This window comes from Xanthomonas sp. 4461, assembly GCF_024806475.1.
GTDB lineage: Bacteria > Pseudomonadota > Gammaproteobacteria > Xanthomonadales > Xanthomonadaceae > Xanthomonas > Xanthomonas arboricola_F.
This window is the reverse complement of record NZ_JANTYV010000005.1, coordinates 252,248-267,988: the sequence shown is the minus strand read 5'-3', so window position 1 is coordinate 267,988 and position 15,741 is coordinate 252,248. Positions and strand designations below refer to the sequence as shown.

General features: G+C 65.1%; 14 protein-coding genes and 1 pseudogene. 5 read left to right on the top strand and 10 right to left on the bottom strand.

Annotation, left to right across the window (positions count from 1 at the left end; all coding sequences use genetic code 11):
- The first annotated feature begins 52 nt into the window (after positions 1 to 52).
- The 4 genes from FHY19_RS17995 to FHY19_RS17980 all read left to right on the top strand — a co-directional run bounded on the left by FHY19_RS17995 (position 53) and on the right by FHY19_RS17980 (position 4,047).
- Positions 53 to 1,702, top strand: a complete 1,650-nt coding sequence (locus FHY19_RS17995) for an MFS transporter (RefSeq protein ID WP_259155287.1) — start codon at positions 53 to 55, stop codon at positions 1,700 to 1,702.
- The gene (locus tag FHY19_RS17990) at positions 1,699 to 2,787 is read left to right on the top strand and encodes an HlyD family secretion protein (RefSeq protein WP_259155288.1); all 1,089 of its coding nucleotides are present in this window, start codon (positions 1,699 to 1,701) and stop codon (positions 2,785 to 2,787) included. Before FHY19_RS17995 ends, FHY19_RS17990 begins: the two co-directional genes overlap by 4 nt.
- A 307-nt stretch (positions 2,788 to 3,094) precedes the next feature.
- Complete coding sequence (locus tag FHY19_RS17985; RefSeq protein ID WP_259167556.1) at positions 3,095 to 3,595, top strand: GNAT family N-acetyltransferase; 501 nt, start codon at positions 3,095 to 3,097, stop codon at positions 3,593 to 3,595.
- Positions 3,592 to 4,047: a nucleoside deaminase gene (locus FHY19_RS17980; protein ID WP_259155290.1), complete on the top strand. Its 456-nt coding sequence runs from the start codon at positions 3,592 to 3,594 to the stop codon at positions 4,045 to 4,047. Before FHY19_RS17985 ends, FHY19_RS17980 begins: the two co-directional genes overlap by 4 nt.
- 700 nt (positions 4,048 to 4,747) lie before the next feature.
- Here FHY19_RS17980 and hslU read toward each other — a convergent pair.
- The 9 genes from hslU to FHY19_RS17935 form a co-directional block, all read right to left on the bottom strand.
- Positions 4,748 to 6,115, bottom strand: coding sequence for an ATP-dependent protease ATPase subunit HslU (hslU, locus tag FHY19_RS17975; RefSeq protein ID WP_259155292.1), 1,368 nt, complete (start codon positions 6,113 to 6,115; stop codon positions 4,748 to 4,750).
- Between the two features lie 109 nt (positions 6,116 to 6,224).
- On the bottom strand, positions 6,225 to 6,776 hold the full coding sequence (hslV, locus tag FHY19_RS17970) for an ATP-dependent protease subunit HslV (RefSeq protein ID WP_005997221.1): 552 nt from the start codon (positions 6,774 to 6,776) through the stop codon (positions 6,225 to 6,227).
- A gap of 189 nt (positions 6,777 to 6,965) precedes the next feature.
- A complete protein-coding gene (locus tag FHY19_RS17965) occupies positions 6,966 to 7,439 on the bottom strand; it encodes a DUF1203 domain-containing protein (protein WP_259167555.1) in 474 nt (157 codons plus the stop codon).
- Between the two features lie 177 nt (positions 7,440 to 7,616).
- Entirely contained in the window at positions 7,617 to 8,525 is a 909-nt protein-coding gene (gene xerC / locus FHY19_RS17960) for a tyrosine recombinase XerC (RefSeq protein ID WP_259167554.1), read from the bottom strand.
- 75 nt (positions 8,526 to 8,600) lie between these two features.
- Positions 8,601 to 9,272: a DUF484 family protein gene (locus tag FHY19_RS17955; protein WP_259167553.1), complete on the bottom strand. Its 672-nt coding sequence runs from the start codon at positions 9,270 to 9,272 to the stop codon at positions 8,601 to 8,603.
- The gene (gene dapF, locus FHY19_RS17950; RefSeq protein WP_259155299.1) at positions 9,272 to 10,123 is read right to left on the bottom strand and encodes a diaminopimelate epimerase; all 852 of its coding nucleotides are present in this window, start codon (positions 10,121 to 10,123) and stop codon (positions 9,272 to 9,274) included. Before dapF ends, FHY19_RS17955 begins: the two co-directional genes overlap by 1 nt.
- Entirely contained in the window at positions 10,113 to 10,367 is a 255-nt protein-coding gene (locus FHY19_RS17945) for a lipoprotein (RefSeq protein WP_046963396.1), read from the bottom strand. The genes dapF and FHY19_RS17945 overlap by 11 nt, the downstream gene beginning before the upstream one ends.
- 39 nt (positions 10,368 to 10,406) lie before the next feature.
- Positions 10,407 to 10,808, bottom strand: a complete 402-nt coding sequence (locus tag FHY19_RS17940) for a YbaN family protein (protein WP_259167552.1) — start codon at positions 10,806 to 10,808, stop codon at positions 10,407 to 10,409.
- A 387-nt stretch (positions 10,809 to 11,195) separates the two neighbouring features.
- Positions 11,196 to 13,307: a S9 family peptidase gene (locus FHY19_RS17935; protein ID WP_259167550.1), complete on the bottom strand. Its 2,112-nt coding sequence runs from the start codon at positions 13,305 to 13,307 to the stop codon at positions 11,196 to 11,198.
- A 109-nt stretch (positions 13,308 to 13,416) separates the two neighbouring features.
- On the opposite strand from FHY19_RS17935, the gene FHY19_RS17930 reads away from it, so the two are divergent.
- Positions 13,417 to 14,601, top strand: a complete 1,185-nt coding sequence (locus FHY19_RS17930) for a pyridoxal phosphate-dependent aminotransferase (protein ID WP_259167549.1) — start codon at positions 13,417 to 13,419, stop codon at positions 14,599 to 14,601.
- A gap of 304 nt (positions 14,602 to 14,905) precedes the next feature.
- On the opposite strand, the pseudogene FHY19_RS17925 reads toward FHY19_RS17930, so the two are convergent.
- Positions 14,906 to 15,181: pseudogene (locus FHY19_RS17925) on the bottom strand (AAA family ATPase); the annotation flags it as partial.
- Positions 15,182 to 15,741: the final 560 nt, after the last annotated feature.

The following is a 15,741-nucleotide window of genomic DNA, read 5'->3' as shown; positions in this document are numbered from 1 at the left end:
GCAACCGGACCACAATCGCGAACTCTTCTGCAACCGGCCCTGCGAGCCTTGCGTGCCCGACAAGTACGCCCCACGCGACTGGCAGCCCCACGAAAAGCCCACCCTGCCGGGGTCGGCATCCACGCCGCTGCACCCGACCCGGCGCCGCATTCAGTACGGCCTGGTCGGCCTGGTGGTGGCGCTGACCGGCGGGCTGAGCAACGCACTGGTCACCGCCAACCTGCCATATCTGCAGGGCAGCCTGGGCGCCTATGCCACCGAAATGGCCTGGCTGCCGGCGGCCTACGTGATGACCAATATGTCGGCCAATCTGTTGCTGGTGAAGTTTCGCCAGCAGTTCGGGCTGCGCCGCTTCACCGAGATCTTCCTGGCCTTGTATGCGGCCATCGCGCTGGCGCACCTGTTCGTGCACAGCCTGAGTTCGGCGATCACCGTGCGCGCGGCGCATGGGTTGGTCGGCGCGGCGCTCAGCTCGCTGGGGCTGTACTACGTGATCCAGGCATTTCCCGGCAAGTACCGGCTCAAGGCGGTAGTGCTGGGCCTGGGTGTGACCCAGTTGGCGTTGCCGCTGGCGCGGGTGTTCTCCACCGACCTGCTGGAATTCGGGCAGTGGCAGGGTCTGTACCTGTTCGAGTTCGGGCTGGCGATCTTCGCGCTGGCCTGCGTACTGGCACTCAAGCTGCCACCCAGCGACCGCTACCGGGTGTTCGAGCCGCTGGATTTCGTCACGTTCCCCCTGTTTGCGGCCGGCGCGGCCGGGTTGGCCGCGGTGCTGTCGCTGGGGCGACTGCTGTGGTGGACCAGCACGCCGTGGCTGGGCGTGGTGCTGGCGACCTCCATCGTGCTGCTGTGCATGGCCGCCTGGATCGAACACAACCGCCGCAATCCGATGATCAATACCCGCTGGCTGGCCAGCGGCGACATGCTGCGGCTGGGCCTGGCGATCCTGCTGATCCGGCTGGTGCTGTCCGAGCAGAGCACTGGCGCGATCGGCTTCTTCCAGACCCTGGGCCTGGCCAACGATCAGCTGCAGACCCTGTTCGCGCTGATGCTGCTGGGCGCGGTGGTCGGGGTTGCCGCAAGCGCATGGCTGATCAACCCTGCGCGCGTGGCCGAGCACCTGATCATTGCGGTGGCGGCGATCTGTGTCGGCTGTTTCATGGATGCCGATGCCACCAGCCTCACCCGCCCGGAGCAGATGTACGTCAGCCAGTTCCTGCTGGCCTTCGGCAGCACCTTCTTCATCGGCCCGGCGATGGTGGCCGGGCTGGGCCGGGTGATCGCCCAGCCCGGCAATCTGATCAGCTTCATCGTGCTGTTCGGCATGGCGCAGAACATGGGCGGGCTGCTCGGCAGCGCCCTGCTCGGTAGCGTGCAGATCCTCCGCGAGAAATACCATTCCAGCCAGTTGGTCGAGCATCTGGTGTTGACCGACCCGCAGGTGGCCGCGCGCGTGCAGGCGTATGCGAGCCTGTATGGCCGCAGCATCGGCGACCCGACGCTGCGCCAGGCGCAGGGCGTGCGTGCGCTCGGCAACGTGGCAACGCGCGAGGCCAATGTACTGGCCTATAACGATGTGTTTCTGCTGATCGGCTGTATCGCCATCGCCACGGGGGTGTGGATCCTGTCCGTGCTGGTGTGGCGACGCTATCTGCGGCCTCCCGTGTCACCCTCCCCTTCCGCTTCCACTGCGCGTCCATGAATACAACTGCCGACCCCACTGCCGACTCCGATCGCGCCCGTCGCCGCCGTCGCCGCATCGCCGGCGCGATTGGGTTTGGCGGGCTTGCCCTGATCGGGGTGGCGCTGGTGCTGTACGCATGGCGGCTGCCACCGTTCGTCAGCGCGATCGAGCGCACCGAAAATGCCATGGTGCATGGCCAGATCACCGTCATTGCGCCGCAGGTCAGCGGCTATGTCACGCAGGTCACCGTGCAGGATTTTGCGCATGTCAAACGTGGCCAGCTGCTGGCCACCATCGACAACCGCATTTACGCCCAGCAGCTCGAACAGGCCAAGGCGCAAGTGCAGACCGCGCAAGCCAATCTCGCCAACTGGGAGCAGCAACGCCATAGCGCGGAAGCGACCATCGCCGAGCAACGCGCAGCGCTGAGCAGCAATCGGGCCCTGAGCGATCGCACCCGCTCGGCCTATGCGCGTGCGCAACAGCTGGCCGACCAGAAACTGGTGTCCGAACAGGACCGCGACACCGCCTTTGCCGCGCGCGCCCAGGCCACTGCGGGCGTAGCGCAGGCGCGTGCGGCGGTGCAGGCCGCGGAAGAAAACGCACGTAGCGTCACCGTCAATCGCGCAGCGCTCGAAGCGGCAGTGGCCAATGCGCAAGCGGCCGTGCAACTGGCGCAGATCAACCTGGACAACACGCGCATCCTGGCCCCGCGCGATGGCCAGCTCGGCCAGCTCGGCGTACGTCAGGGCGCCTACGTCACCAACGGCACGCAGTTGATGTCGCTGGTGCCGGACACGCTGTGGATCGTGGCCAATTTCAAGGAGACCCAGATGGCGAAGATCCGTATCGGCCAACGCGCCAGCTTTACCGTCGATGCCCTGGACAACGCACGCCTGCAAGGCCGCGTGCAGGAAATCTCTCCGGCCGCCGGCTCCGAATTCAGCGTGCTGCCGGCCGACAACGCCACCGGCAACTTCGTCAAGATCGCCCAGCGTATTCCGCTGCGCATCAGCGTCGACCCCGACCAGCCGCTGGCGCCGCGCCTGCGCCCGGGCATGTCGGTGGTGGTCGCAGTCGATACAGACAGCAAGGCCGATTGAACGCTGCCGATGCCATGCACGCAGGGGCGGCCAGCGAAACGCATCGGCAACCTCACAACGGGCGCGGCCTGTGCTCGGGTGGCGTGGGCCACTCATTCGCTGCGGTGACGAGTGCGTCGTCCACATCTAGCGGACCACTGCAGGCCACGTTTTAGGCGCTCCCGGCGCCCCGTCCGGCGGACGCGGACAACATCGGCAATGGCACTGTCCGCCTCAGCACCGACGCTCTCATCGTCCTGCGCGCTCGTGCCGCACGTGGCGCACCTGCCGGCCCGCCGCCCGCAAGCGATGCCGTTATCATGCGCCGATGCCTTCCACATCCACGCCTCCCCTGCACTGGCAGCAGCTGCGCTTTACCCAGCTGAGCACACTGCAGTTGTACGCGCTGCTGCGCCTGCGCACGGACGTGTTCGTGGTGGAGCAGCAATGCGCCTACCCGGAACTGGATGGCAAGGATACCGATCCCGGCGTGCTGCATGTCCTGGGTACCACCCACACAAGCGCGCTGGCGGCCTACCTGCGCGTGCTGCCGCCGGGACTGAGTTACGCCGAACCCAGCATCGGCCGCGTGGTCGTTGCGGCCGCGTCTCGCGGCACCGGCTTGGCGCACGCCTTGTTGCGCGAGGGCATCGGCCTGGTGCATACGCACTGGCCGGGCAGCGCGATCCAGCTCGGTGCACAGGCGCATCTGCAATCGTTCTACGCGGCGCATGGATTTGCGCCGTCGTCCGCGCCGTATCTGGAAGACGGCATCCCACATCTCGACATGCTGCGACCTGCCGGCGCGGCCACGATGGAGTCCACATGATCACCACCCCCGACTACCGCGCATTGCTCGACACCGCCATTGCCGAAGCCCGCCAGGGCCTGGCCGAAGGCGGCATCCCGATCGGTGCTGCGCTGTATCACAACGACGGGCGCCTGCTCGGCTGCGGCCACAACCGCCGCGTGCAGGAGAACGACCCGTCCGTGCATGGCGAAACCGATGCCTTCCGCAAGGCTGGCCGTCAGCGCCGTTACAAGGACACCATCATGGTCACCACGCTGGCGCCGTGCTGGTACTGCAGCGGACTGGTGCGCCAGTTCAACATCGGCACCGTGGTGGTGGGCGAGTCGGTCACTTTCCAGGGCGGCATCGCCTGGCTGCGCGAACACGGCGTCAACGTCATCGACCTGCAAAGCCAAGACTGCATCGACCTGCTGGGCGGCTATATCGCGGCCAATCCGGACGTGTGGAACGAGGATATCGGCGAGGACTGAGCGGTTTGCTGGGTGCAACGGGTTTGATGTGCGGTGCAGATGACGGCTGACGTACTGCCTCCATCCACTCTTCGGGCGCCTTCCTCGGCACGTGAGGAAAGAAAGACTGCAACGAGAAGGCCGGCCGTGTGGCGTGATGCTGTTCGCTGGGAGCTGCTGACAGACGACTTCAGGCAGATGTATGCAGAGCCGATGAGTTGGGCCTTCGTTGCGGGGACTGATCTGCAGCTTGGCTGCAGGGCCCTTACCCGCCCACCATCGCGGGACACGCCGTAAATCCGTCCATGGAGGCTCTTACGCGGCATCCATGCCGCGTAAGGTCTCGCGACGGTGCGCGGGCAAGGACCATCGGAGATGGTCGGTGTGCATGTGCAAGCAACGCACTACGCAAGTCGGGCAACAAGCAGCTTTTATGCGAGCGCCGACCAACGTTAGGTGCGGTGTCCTCGCCGCTTGCGGGACCGTGTGGCGGCATGGATGCCGCCACCGAGCCTCCAGGGACGGATTCACGGCGTGTCCCGCAAGCGGTGAGGGCGCCGCGCCCTCGACCGACTCGGCTTTTGACTACATCTGACAGGATGCGGCTAACAAAGCCACCTCTTGCATCGTTCTGTTAGGCGTTCCTGCCGTGCTTGCAACGCATTTGATGCCGATGCCATCCATGCATTGCATCCGGCAGGTGCGCGCAGGTGCGCTGCGCTCAGAGGATGTAGCGGCTCAGGTCCGGATCCTGCACCAGCTCGCCGAGCTGCGCATCGACATAGGCCGCATCCACGGTGACGCTCTGACCGTCGCGATCCGGCGCCTCGTAGCTCAGCACATCGAGCAGACGCTCCAACACCGTGTGCAGACGCCGCGCACCGATGTTTTCCTGCCGCTCGTTGACCTGCGCAGCGATCTCGGCCAGGCGGTCGACAGCGTCCGCGCCGAAGGTCAGCGTGACACCTTCGGTCTGCAGCAAGGCTTCGTACTGCTTGATCAACGCGGCCTTGGGCTCGGTGAGGATGCGCACGAAATCGGCCTTGGTCAGCGCGGTCAGTTCCACCCGGATCGGAAAGCGCCCCTGCAACTCCGGAATCAGATCGCTGGGCTTTGCCAGATGGAAGGCGCCGGAGGCAATGAACAGGATATGGTCGGTCTTGACCGTGCCGTACTTGGTCGACACGTTGGAGCCTTCCACCAGCGGCAGCAGATCGCGCTGCACACCTTCGCGACTCACATCGCCGCCGTTGGAACCGGCTTCGCCGCGCTTGGCGACCTTGTCGATTTCATCGATGAACACGATGCCGTGCTGCTCGCAGGCTTCGATCGCCGCTGCACGCACGTCGTCTTCGTTGACCAGCTTGCCGGCTTCTTCTTCGATCAACAGCGGGCGCGCTGCCTTGATGGTGAGCTTGCGCTTCTGCGACTTGCCGCTGCCCAGGTTGGAAAACATCTGGCGCAGCTGCTGGCCCATTTCTTCCATGCCCGGCGGGGTCATGATGTCCATGCTGGCGTTGATCGCGACGTCCAGTTCGATTTCGCGCTCGTCCAGCTCGCCATTGCGCAGCATGCGGCGGAACTTGATGCGGGTATCGTTGTCCTGCGACGACGGCTCGTTGCGCGCGGCTTCCGGATCGAAGCCAATACCGGCTGCGCGGCGCGGCAGCAGCGCATCCAGGATGCGATCTTCGGCACGTTCTTCGGCCTGGTTGCGCACACGCACCTTGGCCTGCTCGCGGTACAACTTGACCGAGGTATCGGCCAGATCGCGGATGATCTGCTCCACGTCCTTGCCGACGTAACCCACTTCGGTAAAGCGCGTGGCTTCCACCTTGACGAACGGCGCATTGGCCAAGGTTGCCAGACGTCGCGCGATCTCGGTCTTGCCGACGCCGGTCGGGCCGATCATCAGGATGTTCTTGGGCATCACCTCGTTGCGCAGCTCTTCGGGCAGCTGCATGCGCCGCCAACGATTACGCAGCGCGATGGCCACCGCGCGCTTGGCGTCGTGCTGGCCAACGATATGACGGTCGAGCTCCTGCACGATTTCGCGCGGAGTCATGGTTGAAGTATCGGAATTTGGCATTGGGGAATCGAGAATGGGGAAAGGGGAATCGCAAGCGCGAAATCAATAGCCTATGTCGTCGGGGTGGAACCGAAACCGCTGTTGCGATTCCCGAATCCCCACTCCCGAATCACAGCTCCTCGACCACCACGTTGCGATTGGTGTAGATGCAGATATCGCCAGCGATATTGATCGCTTCGGTGGCGATGGTCTTGGCATCGAGCTCGGTGTGCGCCAGCAGCGCGCGGGCGGCCGACAAGGCGTACGAACCGCCGGAACCGATGGCGATGATGCCGTCTTCCGGTTCGATCACATCGCCGGTGCCGCTGATGATCAACGAGGTTTCTTTATCGGCGACCGCAAGCAACGCTTCGAGCTTGCCCAGGCGGCGCTCGGTGCGCCAATCCTTGGCCAACTCCACGGCGGCACGGGTCAATTGCCCATGCTTGTCGAGTTTGGCTTCGAACAGTTCGAACAGCGTAAACGCATCGGCGGCGGCACCGGCAAACCCGGCCAGGACCTGACCCTCGCGACCGAGCCGGCGCACCTTGCGCGCGTTGCCCTTCATGACGGTGTGGCCGAGCGTGACCTGGCCATCGCCCGCGACGGCGACGTGCCCACCACGCCGAACCGAAATGATGGTGGTGGCGTGAACGATGTTGGGATTCTGGCTGGGGTCCATGGGTCCTCCGGGGGTTTCCAATGAGGTGGGGACGCCCCTGCCGGGTTCAAGCGCGCTGCGCCGATGCGCCGCAGACCGCAGCGCCGACGCATGGGCGCGCGCCAGGCGCCGCTACGGCAGCGCGCGCGATGCCTCATCCCGCACCACTCAGGCCACCGTGCTTGCGCGTTGCATCGCGCCTGGGATGATTCACCCCACACGTTCCGCACGGCACGCGTAACAGCCCTGGCGTGCGTGGTGCAGGTGCACGTAGGCGATCTGCCGGTCATCCAGGCAATGCCGCAGCCACGCGGCAACCTGTTCCCCTGCGCACACCTCGGCGGCCACCAGATGATCGCGATGATCGTAGCTACGTAGCGATATCAGCCGTGAGCGGATCGCCGGTGGCACCGCATCGGGCTGCAACTGCGCCGGTGTCGCCGCACTGCGGACGAAGATCGGCCCGCTGGCGCGGTAGGGCGAGTCGGCGGGTTGATGCAGGTAGGGCAGCAACAGCAGCGGTTCACCCGCGCGCGCATCCTGCAGGCTGACGCGACAAGGAAATCCATGGTCGGCATCGGCGATCACGCGCACGGCCTGATGGCTTGCCAGCGCAGCATCGTCGAGTCCATGCAGGTGGGCGAACAGGGCCGGATCGAGTCCGGTCAGACGGAAGGTGGCCATGCTGATCTTCCAGGGATTGGAAGCCCAGGATGGCGCGCGCATGCCGGGCCCGCTCGCCGTGTTCGGACATGACACCCCTGCAAGTGCGTTCGCCCAGTCCCGCGCACTGACACTGCAGCAACCTGCCGAGCGCACCGATGCAATCGCGTGCCTGCCCGGTCCGCGACGATCAGCCGCTCAGTCGGCAGACTTCTTGCGCTTGGCACGCGGATGCGCGGCGTCGTAGACCTTGGCCAGGTGCTGGAAATCCAGGTGCGTGTAGATCTGCGTGGTGGCGATATCGGAATGACCGAGCAGCTCCTGCACACCGCGCAGATCGCCCGACGACTCCAGGATATGGCTGGCAAAACTGTGCCGCAGCATATGCGGGTGCACGTCCTTGAACATGCCCTGGCGCACGGCCAATTGCTTGATGCGGATCTGCACCGCACGCTGCGAAATCGCACCGCCGGCGCGCCCGGGGAAGACATGCGTTTCGGCACGTCCGCCGCTGTCGCGCTGCCATTGGCGCAAGGCCGCAATCGCATGCGAACCCACCGGCACCAGGCGCTGCTTGCCGCCCTTGCCCAGCACCATCACCAGGCCGCTGGCCAGATCCAGATCGCGCCAGCGCAATGCGCACAGCTCGCTCAAGCGCAACCCCGACGAATAGAACAGTTCCAGCAATGCGCGATCGCGCAAGCCCAGCGGCGCATCGGTCGGCACCTCGACCAGGCGCACGGCCTCATCGGCATCGAGCACCTGCGGCAACTTGCGCGGCGCCTTGGGCGCCCGCAACGCCGCCGCGGGGCTGGCCGCGATACGGCCGTGCTTGAGCAACCAGGCGTAATAGCTGCGGCATGCAGACAGGCGCCGCTGCAGGCTCTTGGCGGACAGGCCGCGCCGGTGTTCTGCCGCAACAAACTGACGCAGCTGCGCGCTGTCCAGCTGTGCGACGTCCAACCCGACCGCGGCACCCGTAGCATCCTTGTGCTCGGCTGCCCAGCTCAGCAACGCGGCAAGATCGCGCCGATACGCATCCAGCGTGTGCGCCGACACCTGACGTTCGACCTGCAGATACGCCAGAAATCCTTCGACCGAGGACATCTCAGCTACCCTGCCGCCGCCGCAGCGACGCTGGGGTGCACAGCAGGCCGCGCATTGCATGGCCTGCCACTGCCATCACGCCGTGAAACGCTGCAGCGCCACGCCCAGCGACTCGCCCATCATGCGCAGGAACAAGGTGCCCATGCCGGGATAGAACCGGTTGGCATCGCTGCTGCCGACCGCAATCAGGCCGACACCCGGCAACGGCAGCAACGCGGTGGATTGCACCGCATCCGCCTGTTCGGCATACAGCAGCGCGTGTTTTTCAGCCTGCAGCCGGCCGCAGATCGGCTCGCCATCGCTCAGGCAATCGCGAAACGGGGCCAGGCGCGCATCGTCGGCGGCGATCACCTGCAACCAATCCGCGTTCAGGCCGGCGACCGGCGCGAGCACGACCAGCCGCACCAGCTCACCGTTGAAATCTTCTGCCAACGACGCAGCCATCGCCTTGAGCGTATCGGCGGCCGTGGTCTGGCGCATCAGTGCCAGCGTGAGTTGGTGGGTGCGCACCGCCAGCCGCTCATTGACCTGCGCATTGCTGCCCAGCTCGTGCAGGCGCCGCGACAGCTCGCGGTTCTTGTCGCGCAACACTTCCAGCTGATAGGTCGCCAGCGACGCGGTAGGGCCATCGTCGCGCGGCACCAGCAGGCTCACCGCCAGATCGGGGAATTGCTTGAGAAAGGTGGGATGGCGACGCAACCACGTTGCGACCTCGTGCGCACTGAACTTGTCCGTGTTGTCGCTCATCAGTTCCATTCTCCATCGAAGACGAACACCGCCGGGCCGGACATCACCACCTCCTGCGCATCGTCGGGCCAGCGAATCTGCAGCTCGCCGCCGGGCAACGACACGCGCACGTCGCGCTCGACGCGGCCGCGCTGCATCAGCACCACCGCAGCCGCGCACGCACCGCTACCGCAGGCCAGCGTTTCGCCGACGCCGCGCTCGAACACGCGCAGACGCACATGCGTGGGATCCACCACCTGCGCGAACCCGACATTGACCGAATTGGGGAATGCGGCGTTTTGCTGCAGCAAGCTGCCCACACGCTCCACCGGGGCGGCATCGACACGGCCAACCTCCAGCACGGCATGCGGGTTGCCCATCGACACTGCACCAAAGCGTACCGTCTCGCCGTGCACGGGCAGCGCGTATTCGTCGCGCGCATGCGCAAATCCGGCCAGCGGAATCTGCGTGGGCTCGAACTGCGGCACGCCCATGGCCACCGCATACGTTCCCGCATCCACCTGCTCCACCGCATGTGCGGTGACCGGGCTGTCGATGAGGAAGCGCTCGCCCTGCGCGGTTCCATCGCGCACCAGCCAGGCCGCGACGCAGCGCGCGCCGTTGCCGCATTGACGCGCGGCCGAGCCGTCGGAATTCCAGATGCCGTAGGCTGCCACTGCGCCTTCGCTGCGCGGGGCCTGGATGGTCAGGATCTGATCGCAGCCGACCCCGAAGTGTCGATCTGCCAGGCGCGCTGCCAACGCAGCATCCGGCGGGGGCGTGCCGTCGCGCAGGTCCAGCACCACGAAATCGTTGCCGGCGCCATGCATTTTTGTGAAACGCAGACGCTCGCTGCGACCGTCAGCGCTCATTGCCGCTGCTAGCGGGCTGGTCGGTGGTGGATGCGGGCTTGCTGTCGGTCTCCACCGGCGCGGGCGCAGGTGTGGACTCATCCAGCGGTTGCGGCGCATCCGGCGGCTGCGGCACGGGCTGGGCTTCCACCGGCACCGGCTTCTGCGGCATCACCAGCGGGCCCTTGTTGCCGCAAGCGGCAAGCAGGACAAAGGTCGCACCAACCAGTGCGAGACGAACGGAAGGTCGGGACATGATGCTCATGGACCGGAGTATAGCCAGAACACCCTGACTGCCGTGCGCTCAGTGCGGCGTTTGCAGCGCGCGCGGCGGCGGCTCCGGACGCAGCCACAACCAGATCGCCACCACCGCCATGCTGCCGATCGACAGGCATTTCACCCAGAACACCGGCACGCACCACAGCATGATGCCGGCGCACAGGGTCATCGTCAGCGTCGCCATCCACTTGGCCTTGCGACTGACCGCCCGATAGGTCTGCCACTCCACGATTGCTGGCCCGAAACGCGGATGCGACAGCAGCCACGCATGCAGCCGCTCGGACCCACGCGACGCCGCCCAGGCCGAAATCAGGATGAACACCGTGGTCGGCAATCCCGGCACAAAGATCCCGACAATGCCGGTCGCCAGGCTGGCATACGCCAGCAACCACCAGGCCCAGCGAAAAAATCGGTTCGGTCGCGTCATGTGCAAATGATACGACCAGACCGGGGTGAGGTGGCCTGGCCTGCGCGTTGTCGGCGCAGCCACTGCAGCTGCCGGTGGAGGCCCTGGCAATGCAGCGTCACCGTTCGCCGCGCGCCTGGCAAGGCAGGGTGCGGCGCCCAGACGCGCTGCACTCGGACAAGCACGCCTCTGCGGCCAAGCGTGGCGGCGGTGCTCGACTCACTTTCAAGCGACCGGGGAGAAGAGCAACAACAACGAGCCCAAGCGGGGGCAACGGCAGAAGGCAGAAACACACCAAGGAGGCCGGAAACCAGCCGCCACACCCCAACGCGATGCAACAACCACCGAAACCTCAGCCATCGGCCTTGGCGAATCCCCAATCCCGACTCCCCAATCCCTGCTCCCCAGCTACTTGACGCCCAACTGATCCAGCACGAACGCATACGACTCCGCCAACTCGCGGTAACGGCGGAAGCGGCCGGATTTGCCGCCGTGACCGGCTTCCATATTGGTGCGGAACACAATCGGAGCCTTGCCGGTGTTGTCGTCGCGCAACCTGGCCACCCACTTGGCCGGCTCCCAGTACTGCACCTGCGAATCCCACAGACCGGTGCCGACGAACATCGCCGGGTACGCCTGCTTGCGCACATTGTCGTAGGGCGAATACGACAGCATGTAGTCGTAGTAGTCCTTGGTTTCCGGGTTGCCCCACTCGTCGTATTCGTTGGTGGTCAACGGGATGCTGGCATCCAGCATGGTGGTGACCACATCGACGAATGGCACCTGCGCCACCAGCACGCGATAGTCCTGCGGCGCCATGTTGGCCACCGCACCCATCAACAGGCCACCTGCGCTGCCGCCGGATGCCGCCACACGGTCCTTGGCGGCGTAGCCCTGCGCGACCAGCCCGCGGGTGACGTCGACGAAATCGTTGAAGGTGTTCTTCTTGTGCAGCAGCTTGCCATCGTCGTACCACTTACGGCCCATTTCCTGGCCGCCGCGGATGTGCGCGATGGCGTACACCACACCACGGTCCAGCAGGCTGATCGCCGGCAGATTGAAGGACGGGTCCATCGACATGCCGTAGCTGCCGTACGCGTACTGGAACAACGCGGCCGTGCCGTCCTTCTCGAAGCCTTTCTTGTACACCAGCGACACCGGCACCTTGACGCCGTCGCGGGCCGTGACCCAGACGCGTTCGGTCTCATACTTGCCCGCGTCATAGCCGATCACCGGTTGCTGCTTGAGCACCTTGCGCTCGCCGGTGGCGGTGTTGAGGTCGTAGGTGGTGGCCGGAGTGGTCAGCGATGTATAGCTGCAGCGCAGCCACACGGTGTCCGGCTCGGGGTTGACCGACAAGCCCATCGAATACGCCGGCTCATCCGCCTTGACGTACTCATGACTGCCATCACGCTTGAGCAGTCGCACGCGCTCCAGGCCACCGGAGCGTTCTTCGATGGCAGTGAATCCATCGAACAGCTCGAAATTTTCGATGTAGACCTTGTCATCGTGGGCGACCCAGTCGGTCCACTGCTTGCGCGTGGTGGCATCGGTGGGCGCAGTCACCAGCTTGAAGTTCTCGGCGCCATCGGCGTTGGTGCGGATCACCCAACGCCCGTCGAAATGTTCGGCGTGGTACTCCACATCGCGCTCGCGCTTGGCCAGCACCTTGAAGGTGTCCGGCTTGGCGGCCAGCGCATAACGCGTCTCGGACGACACCGTGCTTTCCACGCCGATGGTGATGTACTTGTCGTCGCGGGTACGCCCCACACCCATGTAAAAACTGTCGTCCTTCTCTTCGTACACCAGCACGTCGTCCTTGGACGCAGTACCCAGGACGTGTTTCTTGACGCGCACGGTGAGCAGCGTTTCCGGGTCGTTTTCGACGTAGAACACGGTCTTGTTGTCGTCCGCCCACACCACGTTCGGGGAGACGCCTTCCACGGTGTCCGGATAGATCTCGCCGGTGTCCAGATTCTTGAAGCGAATCGTGTATTGGCGACGGCCGACGGCGTCGTCGGCCCAGGCAAGCAGGCGGTTGTCCTGACTGACCTCGGCCTCGCCCACGCTGAAATAGCCCTTGCCCTGGGCCATCTGGTTGACGTCCAGCAGGACTTCTTCCGGCGCCTCCATGCTGCCCTTGCGACGCGCCTGGATCGGGTAATCCTTGCCGGCTTCGAAGCGGGTGTAATACCAATAGCCGCGTTCGCGATACGGCACGCTGGCATCGTCCTGCTTGATGCGCCCGACGATCTCGTTGTAGAGCGTGTCTTCCAACGGCTTGAGCGGCGCCATCACCTGGTCGGTGTAGGCATTCTCGGCGTTGAGATAGGCCAGCATCGCCTTGTCTTCGCGCTTGTCGTCGCGCAGCCAGTAGTAATCGTCATTACGGGTGGCGCCAAACGGCGTCTTGACCACGTGCGGGTGCTTGGCGACGTCCGGCGGCGACGGGAGAGCGGCGAAAGAGGAGGCGGATGTGGTCATCAGGCTGGCGATCAACAAGGTCAGGACAGGCTTCATCAGATTGGGGTCCGTTGGATGAACGCAATGCCATCCCAGCGACCGAGTGTGGAAGAGCCCGTCGCCGGGCGTCATGTGTCCTAGGTCATGCTGGTCTATGATCCTCGCAATGGATCCCTTGCTTTCGCCCGCGTCGGGCTACAGCCGCCGCAGCCAGGACATCGCGCCGTTCCATGTGATGTCGCTGCTGGCCCGCGCCAATGCGCTCGAACAGGCCGGTCACGACGTGATCCACCTGGAAATCGGCGAACCCGACTTCACCACTGCCGCGCCGATCGTGGCTGCCGGGCAGGCCGCACTGGCCGCCGGCCATACCCGCTACACCGCTGCACGCGGCCTGCCCGCGTTGCGCGAGGCGATTGCCGGCTTTTATGCGCAACGTTATGGCCGCAGCGTCGACCCGGAGCGGATCCTGGTCACGCCAGGCGGCTCGGGCGCGCTGCTGTTGGCCAGCAGCCTGCTGGTGGACCCGGGCAAGCACTGGCTGCTTGCCGACCCTGGGTATCCGTGCAACCGCCACTTCCTGCGCCTGATCGAAGGTGCCGCACAACTGGTTCCGGTCGGGCCGGACACCGACTACCAACTGACCCCGGCGCTGGTGGACGCGTGCTGGAACGCCGACAGCGTCGGCGCCCTGGTGGCATCGCCGGCCAACCCCACCGGCAGCGTGCTGTCGCGCGCGCAGCTGGCCGCGTTGTCGCAGGCGCTGCGTGCGCGCGGCGGGCACCTGGTGGTGGACGAGATCTACCATGGCCTGACCTATGGCCTGGACGCGCATAGCGTGCTGGAAGTCGACGACAGCGCCTTCGTCTTGAACAGTTTTTCCAAATACTTCGGCATGACCGGCTGGCGCCTGGGCTGGCTGATCGCCCCGCCCGGCGCGGTGCCCGAGCTGGAAAAACTCGCGCAAAACCTCTACATCAGCGCCTCGACCATTGCGCAGCACGCAGCGCTTGCGTGTTTCACGCCGGAAAGCATCGCCATCTTCGAAGCGCGCCGCGCGCAGTTCCGGCAACGCCGCGACTATCTGCTGCCCGCGCTACGCCAGCTTGGCTTCAACATCGCCATCGAACCCCAAGGCGCGTTCTATCTCTACGCCGACATCAGCGCGTTTTCCGACGATGCGCAGGCGTTCTGCGCGCATTTCCTGGAAACCGAGCACGTCGCCTTTACTCCCGGCATCGACTTCGGCTTCCATCGCGCCAACCAGCACGTGCGCATCGCCTACACCCAGAGCCTGCCGCGTCTGGAACAGGCGGTGGAGCGCATTGCGCGTGGGTTACGCAGTCTGTAGACGCGCCTTGCATGACACCACAGCACCTGCCATCCATAAGGCGTGTTGAGCACGCCCTCGCGGTCAATCGCCTTCTGTCGTGACACCACGCCGGGAGCCGCTGTCACTGGCGCAGACCTTGCGAGTTCAACTTTTCATGGCGATAGAATTGATCGATCGCCGGCACCGTCAGCAATGCGATCTTCGGCACGCTGCTGCGCTTGAATATCCTAGCGAGGTCTTTGCGTTTTCTGCGTTCGACGACCGCGATGTGGCGCAGCATCTCCCACCTGACCCGCTCCCTGGCGCCATCGAGGCCGCCGCAACGGCGCTGCTCGAACCAGGTTCGGCGCAGATAGCGCACCAGGCTGGTGGTCACCGGGATGTCCAATAGAACAACGCCCGTTGCACGCGCCAGACGCTGCGACAGGCAGCCCAGGTAATTGCCATCCATCACCCACTGCTCTGCGGCAATGGCCGCATCGTGAAGCGCGAAAAAGTCCTGTCTGGGACGAGGTAGCCAGGCAGTGTTCGGGAAATGATGCAGCTGATCCAGATGTACGCATGCGCATCCGCGCTTGCGCGCGATCGCCTGGGCCAAGGTCGATTTACCGCTGTTGGACGGCCCGAGAATGCACAGCCGCGGTCCCAGATCCTCGAGTTTCATTCCACCCCTCCAAGGGATATCGCGCCTGGTCATCGCAGTGGCGACAACCAGGCCCGAACGCGCCACACAGTGTTACCTCGGCACGCAGCTGACCAGATCGGAGAATTGCCGTGCAATCGCTTGCCGCTGGCCCGGCGCCGCTCGGTACCACAGCGCTAATCAATACGTGCGCATCGATACATCCGAAGCCTGTCGCGCCTGGAACAGGCAGTGGGCGTATTGAGCGTGGGTTACGCAGTTTGTGGCCACAGATCGAGCGTGTGAAGTACTCGCAGTTCTACCGTGCACTCGCCATTGTTGCACTTGCTGTTGCTCGTGGCTTCCTCGCCTTGAAGCGGGCCGAACACCGCAGCCACCTGTGGCCGGAGGCGCGCTGTTTGAGCACAGCGAGTTGGGGCGCCGTGCCACGGATGGCGAGGAGCGCAGGGAACCGGTGCAGTTTCATCGCACCGGTTCGCGTCAGGCGCATGGTGCTGGTTACTTTTGCCGAAACA